14 protein-coding genes are annotated in these 14,941 nt (G+C 67.7%); 6 read left to right on the forward strand and 8 right to left on the reverse strand.

Features of this window, described 5'->3' with window-relative positions; genetic code table 11:
• Nucleotides 1-119: 119 nt before the first annotated feature.
• Both RQI43_RS04680 and RQI43_RS04685 read left to right on the forward strand, forming a co-directional pair.
• Nucleotides 120-380, forward strand: coding sequence for a hypothetical protein (locus RQI43_RS04680; protein WP_056433811.1), 261 nt, complete (start codon nucleotides 120-122; stop codon nucleotides 378-380).
• A gap of 84 nt (nucleotides 381-464) precedes the next feature.
• On the forward strand, nucleotides 465-971 hold the full coding sequence (locus RQI43_RS04685) for a DUF2934 domain-containing protein (protein ID WP_311274381.1): 507 nt from the start codon (nucleotides 465-467) through the stop codon (nucleotides 969-971).
• A gap of 69 nt (nucleotides 972-1,040) precedes the next feature.
• On the opposite strand, the gene RQI43_RS04690 is transcribed toward RQI43_RS04685, so the two are convergent.
• A complete protein-coding gene (locus RQI43_RS04690; protein WP_311274382.1) occupies nucleotides 1,041-1,667 on the reverse strand; it encodes a hypothetical protein in 627 nt (208 codons plus the stop codon).
• Between the two features lie 200 nt (nucleotides 1,668-1,867).
• Between RQI43_RS04690 and RQI43_RS04695 the strand changes: the two genes are divergently transcribed.
• Both RQI43_RS04695 and RQI43_RS04700 read left to right on the forward strand, forming a co-directional pair.
• A complete protein-coding gene (locus RQI43_RS04695) occupies nucleotides 1,868-2,161 on the forward strand; it encodes a hypothetical protein (RefSeq protein WP_311274383.1) in 294 nt (97 codons plus the stop codon).
• A gap of 159 nt (nucleotides 2,162-2,320) precedes the next feature.
• The gene (locus RQI43_RS04700; RefSeq protein ID WP_056433825.1) at nucleotides 2,321-2,530 is read left to right on the forward strand and encodes a hypothetical protein; all 210 of its coding nucleotides are present in this window, start codon (nucleotides 2,321-2,323) and stop codon (nucleotides 2,528-2,530) included.
• Between the two features lie 394 nt (nucleotides 2,531-2,924).
• Here the strand turns inward: RQI43_RS04700 and RQI43_RS04705 are convergent, their stop codons facing one another.
• The 3 genes from RQI43_RS04705 to RQI43_RS04715 all read right to left on the reverse strand — a co-directional run bounded on the left by RQI43_RS04705 (nucleotide 2,925) and on the right by RQI43_RS04715 (nucleotide 4,230).
• The gene (locus RQI43_RS04705) at nucleotides 2,925-3,227 is read right to left on the reverse strand and encodes a hypothetical protein (RefSeq protein ID WP_311274384.1); all 303 of its coding nucleotides are present in this window, start codon (nucleotides 3,225-3,227) and stop codon (nucleotides 2,925-2,927) included.
• Nucleotides 3,228-3,304: 77 nt separating this feature from the next.
• Nucleotides 3,305-3,733: a hypothetical protein gene (locus tag RQI43_RS04710; protein WP_311274385.1), complete on the reverse strand. Its 429-nt coding sequence runs from the start codon at nucleotides 3,731-3,733 to the stop codon at nucleotides 3,305-3,307.
• Nucleotides 3,730-4,230, reverse strand: a complete 501-nt coding sequence (locus RQI43_RS04715) for a peptide deformylase (RefSeq protein WP_311274386.1) — start codon at nucleotides 4,228-4,230, stop codon at nucleotides 3,730-3,732. The genes RQI43_RS04710 and RQI43_RS04715 overlap by 4 nt, the downstream gene beginning before the upstream one ends.
• A gap of 247 nt (nucleotides 4,231-4,477) precedes the next feature.
• Here RQI43_RS04715 and RQI43_RS04720 point away from each other — a divergent pair, with 247 nt between their 5' ends.
• Entirely contained in the window at nucleotides 4,478-6,100 is a 1,623-nt protein-coding gene (locus tag RQI43_RS04720) for an ABC-F family ATP-binding cassette domain-containing protein (RefSeq protein WP_056433838.1), read from the forward strand.
• A 90-nt stretch (nucleotides 6,101-6,190) separates the two neighbouring features.
• Nucleotides 6,191-6,565 (forward strand): hypothetical protein, encoded by a 375-nt coding sequence (locus RQI43_RS04725; protein ID WP_311274387.1) that lies wholly within the window; start codon nucleotides 6,191-6,193, stop codon nucleotides 6,563-6,565.
• Nucleotides 6,566-6,664: 99 nt separating this feature from the next.
• Here the strand turns inward: RQI43_RS04725 and RQI43_RS04730 are convergent, their stop codons facing one another.
• The 4 genes from RQI43_RS04730 to RQI43_RS04745 form a co-directional block, all read right to left on the reverse strand.
• Nucleotides 6,665-8,341 carry a methyl-accepting chemotaxis protein gene (locus RQI43_RS04730; protein WP_311274388.1) on the reverse strand — a complete coding sequence of 559 codons (1,677 nt, stop codon included), beginning with the start codon at nucleotides 8,339-8,341 and terminating at the stop codon, nucleotides 6,665-6,667.
• Between the two features lie 385 nt (nucleotides 8,342-8,726).
• Nucleotides 8,727-9,734, reverse strand: coding sequence for an inorganic phosphate transporter (locus RQI43_RS04735; protein ID WP_311274389.1), 1,008 nt, complete (start codon nucleotides 9,732-9,734; stop codon nucleotides 8,727-8,729).
• A 5-nt stretch (nucleotides 9,735-9,739) separates the two neighbouring features.
• Nucleotides 9,740-10,396, reverse strand: coding sequence for a DUF47 domain-containing protein (locus RQI43_RS04740; RefSeq protein WP_056433851.1), 657 nt, complete (start codon nucleotides 10,394-10,396; stop codon nucleotides 9,740-9,742).
• 146 nt (nucleotides 10,397-10,542) lie between these two features.
• Nucleotides 10,543-14,910, reverse strand: a complete 4,368-nt coding sequence (locus RQI43_RS04745; RefSeq protein WP_405030554.1) for a translocation/assembly module TamB domain-containing protein — start codon at nucleotides 14,908-14,910, stop codon at nucleotides 10,543-10,545.
• Nucleotides 14,911-14,941: the final 31 nt, after the last annotated feature.

Consider the following 14,941-nt stretch of genomic DNA (forward strand, 5'->3'; position numbering starts at 1 on the left):
GACGCGCTCACGGAATCGTGCATCCGTGACGTCGGTTCGACAGAGCCGCCCGTTTCGACCATGGCGAGCCGCGTGGCATAAGCGCGGCCATTGCGCCCATCGGCGTGGAGAGGACTGACATGTTCGGTGCGTGGTGGAAGCTCGGCATGGACGCGACCCTGCTCGCGATGGAATCGCAGCAGGTGATCGGCCTTCGTCTCGCGAAGCTTTCCCTGGGCGGTCCGGCCGCGCAGATCGAGGCTCAGCGTATGGTCAGCGAGAAGATCATGGCGGCCGGCGAGGCTGCCATGATGATCGCGACCGGGGTCTCCACGCAGAAGGTGGTCACGGGATACCGCCGAAAGGTCCGCGCCAACGCGCGACGCCTCTCGCAAGCCTGAGACGCCCTGGCCGCGGGGCGACATTAACCGAGCATTAACCAACCTCCGCTTCCATCGGGGCCACCACCCACGAGGAGAGCGCGAATGAATCCCTTCGAGCAGCTGGTGCGCGAGCGCGCCTATGACATTTGGGAAAGCGAGGGCCGAGTGTTCGGCCGCGCCGAGGATCACTGGCTGACGGCCGAGGCCGAGTTGCGCGCGGCGAGCCTTTCCGCACCGGTCTACGTTCAGCCCGTGACCGCCGATCTCAGCCTGGCACCGAGCCCGGCCAAGACCCTGAAACCCCGCGCCTCGCGGAGCACCGCCGCCAAGGCCGTCGCCGAGAAGGCCGTGGTCCAGGCGTCCGAGACCGCGCCGCGCCAGACCAGGACGGCCAGCGCCAAATCGTCTTCGGCCAAGGCTGCTTCTGCCAAAACACCGGCCGCGCCCAAGGCGCCCAAGGCCGCCTCGACCAAAACTGCCGCGACCAAAACTGCCGCGACCAAGACCGCATCGACCAAGACTGCATCGAGCTCCACGGCGACGAAACCGCTCCGCGCCACGAAGCCGCGCGCCGTGGCGCCGATGGAATCCGCCGCGACCGTGCATTGACGGCAAGCGGATCCGCTCAAGCCCGCCGCCCCTCGCCGGGCGTCGGGCTTCTTTTTTGTACCTTGTGATTCAAGCGGCGCGCCGTCGCTTGCTCCAGCACAAGAGCGCGGCCGCCACCATGGTGAGGGCGAGCAGGACAATGTTGAACACTGCCACAGCCGGCCAAGCCTGGGCTGTCCAGAACCATCCGCCGGCCAAACCAAGGCAGCTCGAACCGAGATAGCCAGCGCGAAGGTACAAGGACGCTGCATGGCCCTTGGACCCGGCCGCCATCCGACCGACCCAGCCGCTCGCCACCGAACGCGCCACGAAGAACCCGACCGTGACCGCCGCAACGCCGACGATCATGCCGGGAAGCGAGGGCAGCAGCGTGAGGGCGATGCCCACCGCCATGATCAGGATCCCCGAGGCGAGGACGGAACCACGACCGAACAGGTCCGCCCGGGAGCCTGCCGTCGAGGATGACATCACACCGAACAGGAAGACGGCGAAGACCAGACTGATCTGGGCCTGGTTGAGGCCGTAGGGTGGGGCACTCAGCCGGAACGTCAGGTCGTTGAAGGTCGCGACGAAGACGCCGAGAACAAGGAACCTGGTGGCGAAGAGCAGCGGCAGGCCGGGATGACGCAGGTGACAGGCCCAGGCTCCCAGATGGTACGCCGTGTTGATGCCCGAACGCCTGATGAAACGGACCATGTCGAGCGCGGCATCTGGGTCGGGGAAATGCTGAGAGCGTAGGGACAGGTCGGGCAGAACCGATGGAGATCCTCTCCGTTCTGGTCCGCCCTTCCCATGGCGCCGCGATGGGACGGGCGGAACGTCGCGACAACCTTTGCTGTTATAGGATCACGTGATCGATTCGCGCCGGATCCCGGCCAGTGCTTCCGAGGCCTGTGATGAAGACCGCCTTTTCCGCCTTGCTCGCCCTGACGATGATGGCGGCTCCCTTTGCCGCCGAGGCCGGTTCCGGTCCCTATCCGGATCGTCCGGTGGTGCGGGACATCGACTCCACCGGTGGCATCACGGTGGGTGGCCGGGCGCCGTGGAACCAGGCCTGGGAATACGATTCCGGCAGCGATAACGACCGCCGGCCGGAACTGCCCTATTATCAGCAGGGCCGTGGCCAGCAGACCGGCGGGCCGGCACGCAACCTCTTGCCCGATGACGGTCTCCACATTGTCCCGCGCTGAGGGTCCAGTCTGGAACCGCTCTGCAAGCCACACATGACACAAATGCGTCAGAACCGGCTGCCGGCTATGAATAGTCGGCGAAAGGGACTGGCGGAGGCGGACGTCTTCGCGTAGCGAACCGCCCGGGGAAAAGTGATCCCAAGCGACGGAACGCAGACCATGGCGCATCAGGCCCAGTCGAGCTTCGATTCTCAGCGTCCTTATGAGCGGATGGCGCTCCAGGACCAGGTCGAGGCCGCAGTTCAAGACGGCACGACCCCGATCAGCCGGCTTCTTCGGCTGATGTTCGCCGTCGATGCGGATGCAACGGCCAACGAGAACCTGCGCCTGCGCTTGCGGGCACGTATCGGCGCGCCGCGAAGCGTCTGATCGTCGGCGGACGTAGCCTATCGCCGCCGACGTGCGGCGCGTGGCTGGGAACGCGCCATGCAGGTCATGTAGATCTGCCGGCCGACCGCGTAGAGCCCAATCCCACCCGGATCGGGCGTGACGAACACCTTCGCACGCGCCTCGTTGCGGCAGGCTGCATCCTGCGGGCTCTTGATCGGGGCCTCTGCTCGAGCCTGCGAGACCAATCCCAACAATCCCACAGCGACCATGCAGGCGATGCGGCGCCCTTGACGGCCAGCCGATTCTCCACCGCATGATCCGGCAGTGTCACCCATGAGTTTACCCCCCTTCGTTGCGGCTAAGGTAGGGTGGTTCGTCGGAAAAGCGCATCGGTATTAGGTGCCGAATATCCGCTTCCCTCCGGCACGACTCCCTATGGTTTGATCCAGAGGCAGGAGGGCTCGTCCCTCACTGCGAGGCATTCGAACGGAGCGCCGCCGATCATGGCGCGGTGTTCCGGTGCGCCGACACGATCGCGGGCGATTCGGCGGCAGACGGGATGGTCGCCGAGATCGGCCCGAGCCTGCCCCATCAAGACCCGCAGGTTGACCAAGGTATCGCAGGCGACCACCTCGCTCGGCGACATCGAGCCGGCGCCGGCCAGGGTCGTTCCCGCCATGCTCACTCCCGTCATGATCAACAGGAGGGCGATTCCCCGGCGTTGCGACAGCTTCATGGTGTGGATCTCCGGCTTGGCTCTACCGGAGGCGATATAGGGCGCGCTGCGGCATCGCCCGCCGCCATGACGCGCCGTCAGCGCTTGGATTTGGGGGGCGGCGCCTTTTTGACCGATCGCGCCGGATCGGCCGGGACGACCGTTCCGGCGATGGTCCAGGAACAGATGCTGGTTCCGGTGATGCCAACGCAGTCGTACTCGTTGCCGTTGAGGGCGGCATGGTCCGTGATGGCATTGACCGTATCACGTCCGAGAAGATTGCAACTCAGGTGGTCGGCCTTCGGATCGGCCAGGGTCGCGGCCGCTTTCTTGAGGTCACCTTCCGACTGGCGCAGGAGAAGACGCAGATTGGCCAATGACGGGCAGCCAATCGCCGGCGCGGAGGGCAGGGCCGCCGACGACGGCAGGGGCGTCGGAGCTTTGGCCGGCTGCGCTTCGGCGCGCGCCGCCCCTATCGCTGCGAGGAACAAGGCCGCCAGCGGGCGGGAACGGGATCCACGCCTCATGCCGCGCGCCTCGCCTTCGCGTAGCGCTTCACCGCACGGTCCCGACGAAGCCGCGACAGGCGCTCGATCCAGAAAATGCCGTCGAGCTGGTCGATCTCGTGCTGCAGGCAGGCCGCTTCGAACCCCACCGATTCAACCTCGTGTGAGACCCCGTCGAGATCGGAATAGCGCAGGCGTATCCGCGCGGCCCGCTCCACGGTGTCGGAGACGCCCGGCATCGAGACGCTACCCTCGGTCTGAGGCTCCGTCTCGGGTGAGGCGAAGACGATCTCCGGATTGACGTAGATCGTCGCCGGCGTACCGGGCTCGAGCCGAAGCGCCACAACCCGGGCGAGCCACCCCACATGTGGCCCGGCGAGGCCGATGGCCGAAACCCGGGCGAGGGCGGCGACAAGATCCGCGGCATCGCGGCGAAGGTCCTCGTCGAACACGCTTACCGGTTCGGCACGCAGACGCAGCCGTGGATCGGGGTAGAGGATCAGCGACTGGACCGGCACGGGGTAGGGGACCTTCGGCAGAGAAGCTTCGGCAAATACCCTTTGAATGAGGCGATGCGTGGATACGCGATCGGCCCGGCGCTGTCCAAGCAAGGCCCTCGCGGTATCTGGGCTCGGGTCTGGCCGGGGCACCCATCCGCGACAGCGAGGCCGTGCCTCGCGGATCGTGCCCGTGGTGCCCCGCCTTCCGCTTCCGCGCGCCATGCCGTAAGGCCCGCGGGACAGATCTCAGGACACCGATGCGCGCATGATCCGCCTCGAGAAAATCGGCAAGCAGAACGGACGGCAGATCGTCTTCATCGAGGCGTCGGCCGCGCTCCAGAAGGGCGAGAAGGTCGGCCTCGTGGGGCCGAACGGCGCCGGCAAGACCACCCTGTTCCGGATGATCACCGGCGAGGAGGAGCCCGACGAGGGCCAGGTCGCCACCGACCGGGGCATCACCATCGGCTATTTCAGCCAGGATGTCGGCGAGATGTCGGGCTGCTCCGTCGTCTCCGCCGTGATGGACGGGGCCGGCCCGGTGAGCGTGGTCGCCACAGAACTGAAGCAGATCGAAGCCGGCCTCGCCGATCCCGACCGGATGGACGAGATGGATGCGCTCGTGGAGCGCTACGGCGAGGTCCAGGCCCGGTTCGAAGAGCTCGACGGCTACGCCCTCGAAGGCCGGGCCTATGAGGTGCTGGCGGGCCTGAGCTTCTCCCAGGAGATGATGGACGGCGACGTCGGCAAGCTCTCGGGCGGCTGGAAGATGCGTGTGGCTTTGGCCCGCATCCTCCTGATGAACCCGGACGTGATGCTCCTCGACGAGCCCTCCAACCATCTCGACCTCGAAAGCCTGATCTGGCTCGAGGCGTTCCTCAAGAACTACGAGGGCGCCCTGCTGATGACCTCGCACGACCGCGAGTTCATGAACCGCATCGTCTCCAAGGTCATCGAGATCGACGGCGGCACACTCACCACCTATTCCGGTGACTACGGCTTCTACGAGCAGCAGCGGGCCCTGAACGAGACGCACCAGCAGGCTCAGTTCGAGCGCCAGCAGGCGATGCTCGCCAAGGAGATCAAGTTCATCGAGCGGTTTAAGGCCCGCGCCAGCCACGCCGCACAGGTGCAGAGCCGGGTGAAGAAGCTCGACAAGATCGAGCGGGTGGAGCCCCCCAAGCGCCGGCAATCGGTGGCGTTCGAGTTCCAGCCGGCGCCGCGTTCGGGCGACGACGTCGTCATCATCAAGAACGTGCACAAACGCTACGGCAGCCGCACCATCTACGAGGGACTCGACTTCTCGATCCGCCGCCGGGAGCGCTGGTGCGTGATGGGTATCAACGGCGCCGGCAAGTCGACCCTGCTCAAGCTCGTGACCGGCTCGACCCCGCCCGACGACGGCAGCATCGCGGTGGGGGGAAGCGTCAAGCTCGGCTACTTCGCCCAGCACGCCATGGACCTCCTCGACGGCGACCTCACCGTGTTCCAGGACCTGGAGCGCTCGTTCCCGCAGGCGGGCCAGGGTAGCCTGCGGGCGCTGGCCGGCTGCTTCGGCTTCTCGGGCGACGACGTCGAGAAGCGCTGCCGCGTGCTCTCGGGCGGCGAGAAGGCCCGGCTGGTCATGGCCAAGATGCTGTTCGACCCGCCGAACTTCCTCGTCCTCGACGAGCCGACCAACCACCTCGACATGGGCACCAAGGAGATGCTCATCACCGCGCTGGCGAACTACGAGGGCACGATGCTGTTCGTGAGCCACGACCGGCACTTCCTCGCCGCCCTGTCGAACCGCGTCCTCGAACTCACCGCCGACGGCATCCATCAATATGGCGGCGGCTACACCGAATACGTCGCGCGCACCGGCCAGGAGGCACCGGGGCTGAGGAGCTGAGCGGCTGGTTTCCCTCTCTCACCGCGGGCGAGGTGAGGGGATGCACGGCAACGAAAGCGCCTCGAACCCGATCACCCCAGGAGACCGACCATGGATGCCAAACTCGCTGACATCGTCAGGGCGGCGGCGGCACAGGCCCGGCGCAAGGCCCGCGCCTTCGACGCATCGTCGTCGAAGGACGCATTGCCCTGGGCGGTGATCGAGGCCTTCGATGCCGATGTGCGTGGACATGTGGAGCGCGACCGCCGGATCGAAGAGGAACGCGACCGGGTTCTCATCGCCGCCGTCAATTTCGCCGAGACACCGGACGAGGACGGCGAGGAGGCGGTCGGGGCCGCGCGGGATGCCCTCATCGATGCGATCGACTACCTCGAACAGGCCGTCCTGCGCTTCGGAAGCGTCAACCGCCAGGGAGCCAGGCTCGGCTACGGCGAGACGGGACAGAGGGTAACCGACGGACGGTGAGGGTTTCGCCCTCCGGGGGTGAACCCGGACGGTCGACATGAGAACGGGCCAGGCTCCCGCGAGCCCGACCCGTTTGTAGGTCCGCGCGGTGAAGTTGGGTCAGGCGGCCCGCACCGTGGCGAGGAAGCGGTGCACTTCTCCGGTGAGATGTTCGGATTGCTGGGAGAGTTCGCCAGCGGCGCCGAGCACTTGGCTCACGGCCGCTCCGGTCTCTTCGGCAGCACTGGCCACGCCGGCGATGTTGCTCGTCACCTCGTTGGTACCGGCCGAGGCCTGCGAGACGTTGCGCACGATCTCCTGCGTCGCCGCGCTCTGCTGCTCGACCGCCGCCGCGATGGCAGTCGCCACGGCATTGATGTCCCGGATCCGCATCGTGATCGAACCGATGGCCGAGACCGCCTGGCCGGTTGCGCCCTGGATGTGGCCGATCTGCTGGGAGATCTCCTCCGTGGCGCGGGCCGTCTGGTTGGCCAGTTCCTTCACCTCGGCGGCGACCACCGCGAAGCCCCGGCCCGCTTCACCGGCACGCGCGGCCTCGATGGTGGCGTTGAGGGCGAGCAGGTTGGTCTGGCTGGCGATGGTCGAGATCAGGCTCACCACATCCCCGATCCGGCTGACGGCGCCGCTGAGTTCCTGCACGAGCACCGCCGTGGTGTCGGCCTCGGAGACGGCGGATTGCGCGAGAGTGGCGGAGCTCGAGACCTGTCGGCCGATTTCCTGCACGGACGTGCCGAGTTCCTCGGCAGCGGCAGCGACGGTGTTCACGTTGACGGCGGCCTCCTCGGCTGCGGCGGCCACGGTGGTGGATTGCGACGCGGTCTGCGTCGCCGTCACCGTCATGGCCTGCGCCGTGGCCTGAAGCTCGGTGGCGGAGGAGGAGACCATGCCGATGATGCCGCCGACGGCCGTCTCGAAATCCTCGGCCATCTTGCGCATTCCAGCACGGCGCTGCTCCTCGGCGGAAGCCCGGGCGAGGACCGTGTCCCCTTCGAGCTGACGCGTGCGGATCAGGTTGGTCCGGAACACTTCCACCGCCTGGGCCATCTCGCCGATCTCGTCGCGGCGGCCCATGGACGGAACGGCGGTCGTCTCGTCACCGCCGGCGATGTGACGCATGGCCTGGGTCATGCGCTCGATCGGGCGGGCAACGCCGAGGAACGAGAAGATCATGGCCGAGACGGCCATCACGATGCAGACCGTGAGCATGATGATCGAGATCCGGATCGCTTCGGCCTGCTGGCTGCGCGCCGCCTCTCCGGCGGCGTTGGCAGCTACCACGTTGATCTCGACCAGACGGGTGGCCGCGTCGGCGACCGCCCGATAATTCGCGTGGTTGCCTTCGCGGAAGAAGCTCAGCGCCTGGTCCCTGTCGGTCTCGCGCATGGAGCGGAGCTTTCCCCAATCGGCCTTCAGAATCTCCATCTTGGCGATCAGATCCTCATAGATCGCCTTTTCTTCCGCTCCGGAGATCAGGGACTTGTAGTCTTCGATGGACTTGTTGCGCTCCAGCATCATTTCGTTCGCAAGCTTGAGATCGGCCTGCTCGATGGTGCTGTTGGGAGCGGTCAGGTAGCGCAGCTGGGACGTGCGGACCCGGAGCACCAGACGATTGATCTTGTCGGCCTGGGTCACCGACGGCACGGCATTGTCGACCAGAACGGCAATCTTCGTGCCGATGTCCTGAAGCTTGTATAGGGCCACCAAGCCCTGCGCTGCCGAAATCGAAACGACGATGCTGAACAGACCGATCAGTACGGCCTTGATCGACAATCGCATGACTTATACTCCCCCAACGATACAATGATAATAACCGAATAAAGAGTCTTATTTAATATTTTATAACTACTTGTATGAAATATAGTTCATCGATATTTGATTTATAATCGCTCCGCCTGAACGGTCGCGTATTCCGATTTACGTAAATAAAAACTCTGCCCGCCCCCCAATGACTTGAATAACGATAAATCATATATTGTCACGCCCAACTCACGAAAACGTTATCACGAAACATTTTTTAGTATTCATGAGCATCACAACTTGCCACCAATACCGGCGCAACAGCGATAGTGTGAGGCGTGCCTGATTTCCCTCGACGACGAGCAGAAGGGTCTCGCACGGAGCTTCGCGACATCATGGCTCCAAGCGAGTCGGGCAAGTTCGCTCAGCCAAGCCAGCCCGTCAGGACGTAGCAGCATGCGGCGATGAGGGCCGCGGCGGGCAGGGTCAGGACCCAGGCAACGACGATGTTGCCGGCGATGCCCCAACGGACCGCCGAGGTCCGGCGGGCCGCGCCCACGCCGACGATGGCGCCGGTGATGGTGTGCGTGGTCGAGACCGGGACACCGAGCCAGGTCGCCAGGAACAGGGTGATGGCGCCACCCGTCTCGGCGCAGAAGCCCTGCATCGGGTTCAGGCGGGTGATCTTCGAGCCCATCGTGTGGACGATGCGCCAGCCGCCGAAAAGGGTCCCGAGCGCCATGGCCGATTGGCAGGCCAGGACCACCCAGAGCGGAACGTGGAAGCTGCTCCCCAGATGCCCCTGCGAGTAGAGCAGCACAGCGATGATCCCCATGGTCTTCTGGGCGTCGTTGCCGCCATGTCCGAGGGAATAGAGCGAGGCCGAGACGAATTGCAGGAGCCGGAAGCTCCGGTCGACCCCGAAGGGCGTGGCGCGTCGGCAGGTCCAGGACACGATCAGCACGAGGAGGAGGGCGAGGAGGAATCCGACGAGCGGAGACAGCACGATGGCCGCGATCGTCTTCGACAGGCCGGACCAGACCACGACGTCGAACCCCGCCTTGGTGATGCCCGCCCCGACGAGGCCACCGACCAGGGCGTGCGATGAACTCGACGGGATGCCGAACACCCAGGTGGCGATGTTCCAGGCGATGGCGCCGACCAGCGCGCTCAGGATGACGCGCGGATCGACTATCCCGGCATCGACGATCCCGGTCCCCAGGGTCTGCGCCACATGGAGGCCGAAGAACAGGAAGGCGATGAAGTTGAAGAACGCCGCCCACAGCACCGCGTATTGTGGGCGCAGCACCCGCGTCGAGACGATGGTGGCGATGGAATTGGCCGCGTCGTGCAGGCCGTTGAGGAAGTCGAAGAACAGGGCGACGGCGATGAGGCCGGCCAGCGCCGGCAGCGCGAGGGAGGCGGCGTCCATGCCCGTCACACGTTCTCGATCACGATGCCGCTGATCTCGTTGGCGACGTCCTCGAACCGGTCGACCACATCCTCCAGATGCCCGTAGATCTCGGCGCCGATGATGTAGGCCATGGTGTCACCGTCGCCGCCATCCTTGCGATGAGCCCGGTAGAGAGCCTTGAGGCCACGCTCCTGCAACTCGTCCGAGCGGCCCTCGACCCGGGTGATGCGCTCCGTGAGGGTGTTGATGCGTCCCGCATGGGTGCCGACGGCGTTGAGCAGGGGGATCGTCTCGGCCGTGAGACGCGCCGCCTCGAGCACGGTGTCGCCCATCTCGCGCATGAGGGGGTCGAAAGAACGGATTTCGTAGAGGGTGATCGTCTTCACGGTCTTGTTCATCTGGTCGATGGCGTCGTCCATCGACTGGATCAGATCCTTGATGTCGCCGCGGTCGAAGGGGGTGATGAAGCTGCGCCGGACCGCGAGCAGAACCTCTGCGGTGATCGCGTCGGCCTCGTGCTCGCGATCGACGATCACCTGGCAGTAGCGCGGCACGCCGTCGCCGCCCTTCAGGACGCCCTGGAGTGCCTCCGCTCCCGCGACGAGGGTCTGGGAATGGCGTTCGAACAGGTCGAAGAAGCGATCCTCCCGCGGCATCAAGGCCCGAAACCAGCCCATCATTCGGCGTGCCCCTTCCCGATGTGGCGGGCACTCTCCGCTCGGCGCCGCAGGCTATGTCAGCCGTCAGGTGACCGTGGCCCTGAGAGTCCTGCCGGCCGATAACGTCTTCGAGGCCGCTCCGGTGCCGGTCATTCGCTCCGACCCCATCAATATTCCCATTCGGCGCCCACCCCCACGGCGGTGCGACCGTCGCTGCCGGCCTCGCCCTGGATCTTGATGCGACGGGTCACGTCGTAATCCACGGTGGCAGCGGTATCCTGGGGCTTGGCGCCCGCCTTCACGCCGACGCTGAGACGGTCGCTGAGATAGCGCGAGGCACCCAGGGCCGGACCGCCGCTGGCTCCGGTGGAAACGTCCAGGCTGTCGAGGCCGAGCCCCTTGCGGGCCTGTTCGAACACGTCCGGGCCGCCGGCGCCGCCGGAGAGCTGCGACACGGCCTGGGCGAGCTGGAGCGCCTGGAAGGGCGAGAGTCCCCCGGCCGCCTTCTTGAACAGCAGCCGCGACAGCACTTCGTCCTGCGGCAGGGACGGGTCGGAGGTGAGGACGAAGTCGGGCTGGTTGGCGGGGCCGGTCACGGCGACGCGGGCGGTGACCTCGGCGGCCTTGGTCTCGGCCTGGAAGTCGAGATCGGGGATCGCGAGCTCGCCGTTGAAGGCCAGGCGGCCGCGGGTGAAATCGAGGCGCTGACCGATGATGCTGAGGCGCCCGCGACGCATGGCGAAATCGCCCACCGCCACCGGGTCGCGCGAAGTGCCGGTGAGGCGCAGGTCACCGCCGAGTTCCGCGTCGATTCCGCGTCCACGCACGAAGATGCGGTTCGGCGCATGGACGGCCACGTCCAGCGTGGCGTCGAAGGGCGGGGGCGCCTTCCTGCGCTTGCCCAATGCGGCGACCTTCGCCTTGCGGTCGGCCTTCGCATCGAGGCGCACCCGTACGTCGGCGGGCGTATTGACCCGGCGCACGCCGGGCAGGGGCTGCACGGTCGCGGGCAGCCGATCGGGGACCGTCACATCGACGGAGACGAGGTCGACCCGTCCCGACACTTTCGGCGTCCGCGCCAAAGGACCGCTCAGGGCGAGGTTGAGGCTCGCAGTGGCGGTGACGATGGGGCTGGAGACGAGCTCGGCCCGCTCGGCGGTGATCTTGAACGCGCCGGGGAACCCGCCATTCGGGTCCAGGGCCACGCGCCCGCTGGCCTGAAGGCCGCCGCCGTTCCGGGTCTGCGCTGTCAGGCGCTCCACCACGAGGGTATCGCCCCGCCCGGTGACGCGGCCCTCGATCTGCTTGAGGGCGATGCCCTGGAGCGGATCGGTGAAGCTGCCGCCGGAGAGGGTGGCGGCACCCTCGGCACGGGGCGCGTCGAGGGTGCCCGAGACGCCCCCGTCGAGGGCGATCCGGCCGGCGACCCGCTGACCGCCGACGCTGAGCAGGCTGTTGGCCATGGCCGCGTCGAGGGTGCCGCGCAGTTTCAGCGCGATGGGTCCGCCCGCCGAGACGGGCAGGAAGCCGGCAAGGGTCAGCTCGGCGCCGCGACCGGCCGAGACCCGGCCCTCGATCCCGGCGCGGCCGTCGCCCAGTGTGCCACTCGCCTTGGCGTCGATGGGCGGCAGGCCGGCCTTGCGTGTCTCCGGGGTCACCAGCTTCGCCACCGACAGGGCATAGCGCCCCTCCGGCCGCGCGCTGGTACCGCGGATATCGGCGTCCCCGTCGAGGGTGCCGGTGAGGGCGAGGCTCGGCGAAGCGATCCGGGCAAGAGCCAACGGCAGCGCCCGGATGCCGAGTTTCAGGTCGAGATTCGATCCGGCGCGGCCGGCGAGGCTGACCCGCCCGGTACCGGCGGCGATGACGAGACCGTCGATGACGGCCGAGCCCCGGTCGAGGGTGATCGTGGCGGGACCAGCCAGCGCCAGACGATCCTTGCCGCGTGACGCGGAGAAGCGCGACAGCTCGATCCGCGTGGCCTCGGCCGGAACCAGCCGGGCAGCCCCGTCGAGATCGAAACCTCGCGCCTTGGCGGTGAGGGTGATGTCGCTGGCATTGGGCGACCCCACGGCCAGGAGGCGCACGGTGTCGATGGACTCGCCGGCGGCGATGACCCGGTCGGCATTGACCCGGCCGTCCACCACGGGATGGGCGAGGAGATCGCGGCCGGTGAGGTCGGCGTCGAGCTGCGCGAGGCCGATCTCACCCGAGCGCAGGGAGGCGCCCTTGGCCTTCACCGACGCGTCCTGGCGTCCCCCATCGCGCGAGAGGGCGACGGTCGCGTCGAGGCTTCCGGCCAGCGGCGTGAGGGCGAGCGGCGACAGATCGTCGAGATTGGCGGCCGAGAGCGTGACGCTGCCCTGCGTGAGGAGGGTGGCCGCATCGACGGCCGCCTTACCGGCGAGGGTGGCCGAGCCGAGATTCACCGCGAGCCGGTCGAGGGACCAATCTGCGCCCGAGCGGGCGAGATGCACGTCCCCGCGCAGGGTCTTGCCGCCGATCTCGCCGCCCAGCGCCACCGTTCCATCGAGCGCCCCGGTGAGGTCCTTGAGCGCCGCGGCTACGCGCACGTCCCGGATCGGGCGGCCGAGCGCCCGTCCGTCGGCAGCGGTGAGGGTGGCGGTGAGGTCCGGTTTCTCCAGGGTTCCGGAGAGCCGTCCGTCGAGGAGGGCGCGACCGGCAAGGCGCGGATCGAGGGCGGAGAGGGTCTTCACGTCCACCAGGAGCTTGGCGTCGGCGAGACGCGCCGTGGCCTTGCCCTCCAGCCGGGCCACCATCTCGGCGCCGTCGAGCTTCACACCATCGAAGCTGTACCCATCGAAAACCTGGGAAAGCCTGCCCGAGAAATGCGGCTCGCGGCCCAGGAGCCGGTCGAGGGCCGGCAGGCCGAGGACAAGCCCTTGTGTCGTCGCATCTACATCGGCGGTCACGGCCTTGCGGGCGGGGTCCCCGCTCAAGTTCGCCTTAACGGCGACGCTGCCGGCCAGGGTCCGGTCGGCGACATCGGAGAAGGCCGAGAGATCGGCGAGGCCCGCCTTCAGCGTGCCCGTAAGCGTGTTCTGGCCGACGCGGCCGGCATAGGAGAGCGTGGCGGTGGGCGCGTCAAGATCGAACGCCGCCACATCGACCACGCCATCGGGTTGGAGCGTGCCACGGAAGGTGAAGGCACCGCGCGATCCGACCGCACGGCGCAGGGCCGGGTCGGCGAGCTTCAATCCTTCCACATTGGCATCCGCACGGAGCGCGAAGCGGGTGGCATTGGGGTCGCCGCCCGTGGGTTCCATGGCGAGGCTGGCGGCGATCCGCTCGAGGACGTTGCCGTCCGCGCGCAGGCCCGCCGCCTTGAGGTCGCCGTTCACCCGTGGCCGCGCGATCGGCCCCTTCACGGTCCCGTCGAAGACGAGGGTGTCGAGCTCGGCATTGGCCGCCTTGGTGACGCTGCCATCGGTGGGGACGGCGCGGGCCGAGATGGTGAAGTCGGCGACCCGCTCGGGCGTGAGGCCGCCCGACGCGTCGAGGCGGGCGGTGCGGGAAGCGAGGGCGAGGCGGTCGATGCCGAACGCGCCGTTATCGGCAAAGCGCAGGGCGCCGTCGAGCTTGGTGGTGCCGGAGAAGATCGCCGCCGCCGGGCCGGGCAGCAGCCCCTCGATCCGCGAGGAGAGGTCGAGGGTGAGGGAGCGGTCGGCGCCGGCCCGGGCGATGCGGGCCGTGCCCTTGGCGCCGAGATCGGGGCCGGCATCGAAATCGAGCCGGGCGTTCCAGGCATCGAGGGTGCCGCGCCCGTCGAGATCGAGGTTGATCGGCGGCTCGCCGGGGAGATTGGCGAATTTGGAGAGGAGGCCACCGGCGGCCTCCACCAGGGTGGTCTTCACCTCGAGCTTCTCGCCCTTGGGCACGAAGAGCAGGCGGGCGACGAAATGCCCGGTGGCGTCGAGGCGGCGCACGGACAGGTCGAGGTCGAGCCCTTCGGACGGGGCGCCGAGCTTGGCCTTCCCCTCGGCGGACAGGCGCGCCGGCTGACCGGCGACGGTCTCGCCGAGGACGAGTTCGGCGAGCTTGAAGGCGGTGATCTCCACCTTCACGGGCAACTCGGGAAGCAGCGAGCCATCGGGCTCCGGCGTCGCCGAGACCGGGGCGGGGAGGGGACGGCGCAGCACTTCGAGGCGGCCGATCTCCAGGCTGTCCACCTGCAGCCGGCCGGAGAGGAGGGCGAGGCGGCTCCAGACGAGGCGCGCCTTGTCGAGCTTCAGCCAGGGACCGTTGCGATCGCTGATCACCACGTCGCGGATCGTGGCGTTCGACGAGAGCGCCCCGTCCACGGCACCGATGGACACCTGGGAGCCCGGCGTGGACAAAGCCTTCGACAGGAGCCCGCCGAGCACGGTCTTCTCGCCGTCGTCGGCGCGGGTGTAGGTCGCGGGAACGGCGATGCAGACGGTCAGAGAGACGATCGCCACGATGACGCGCGTTCTCCCTCCCCCCCTTGCGGGGGAGGGTGGCCCGCGAAGCGGGTCGGGAGAGGGGAGCGCCATGTCCGGAGAGGTCGGCCCCTCTCCCGCCTGC

The sequence above is a fragment of the Methylobacterium sp. WCS2018Hpa-22 genome (assembly GCF_031843785.1).
GTDB lineage: Bacteria > Pseudomonadota > Alphaproteobacteria > Rhizobiales > Beijerinckiaceae > Methylobacterium.